The 878-nt window shown below is 58.8% G+C and carries 1 protein-coding gene; it reads right to left on the reverse strand.

Translation table 11 applies throughout. The features are described 5' to 3' along the window. Positions 1-838 (reverse strand): CobW family GTP-binding protein (locus NW815_RS12155; protein WP_414416066.1); only part of this gene is annotated, 838 nt, incomplete at its 3' end. Positions 839-878 lie beyond the last annotated feature (40 nt).

An 878-nucleotide genomic window follows, 5' to 3' on the forward strand; every position in this document is an offset into this window, starting at 1 on the left:
GGGTTTGCCGCTGGCCCACCTGATGAAAGATAACCCGCTGCGGCTCATCCACAACCCACAGCACCCCCTTGGCGCGAAAAAGGGTCTCGGGCATGTCTTGTAGCCAATCGCGAAAAGCCGCCAAATCCAGCGGCTGCTGCAGTTGAAAGCTCACCGATTGGATCCCGTCTTCCTCGAGGTGATGGCTGGGGTGGGCCTCAGTCTCTGCATTGGGGAGCCTGGGATCCCACAATTCTGGGCGGAAGGCATGCACATCCAAGATGCGGGCCAGAGGCACCTGGGCATGGGTGGTGAGCAGGCAAGGGGCAGCGGGGTTGTAGCGGCGCAGATCCAGAAGGATCCGCTCTCGTTCGGCTTCGTCGATCAAATCCACCTTATTGAGCAACAAAATGTCAGCGCTGCCGATCTGGTGGGCGGCGGTTTGCGAGCGCTGGAAATTGCGCCAGTATTCGGCACCGTCAACCAAGGTCACCACGCCATCCAGGCGCAACTCCTCATGAAAGACCCTCTGCACAAATAGCTCGGTCACCTGCCTGGGATCCGCCACGCCGCTGGTTTCCACCACCAGATAGTCCAACGCCTGGGCATGCTGGAGCAGCTGGCGGGCCGCCCGTTCAAAATCCTCTCGCACCGTGCAGCAGAGGCAACCATTGTTGAGCTGCATCAGCCCCCCCTCGGGCATGTTGACCAACTCGCCATCGATGGAAATCTCGCCAAACTCGTTGAGGATAACCCCAATGCGCAACCCATGCTCCTCTTCCAAGATGCGCTTGAGCAGCGTGGTTTTGCCACTGCCCAAAAAACCTGTCAAAATCGTCACCGGAAGCTGAGCTTTCATATCAGGTGAGGGTAAACTACCCGACCCTGACTGCTTCGCA

The organism is Synechococcus sp. R6-7 (assembly GCF_047461695.1).
Lineage (GTDB): Bacteria > Cyanobacteriota > Cyanobacteriia > Thermostichales > Thermostichaceae > Thermostichus.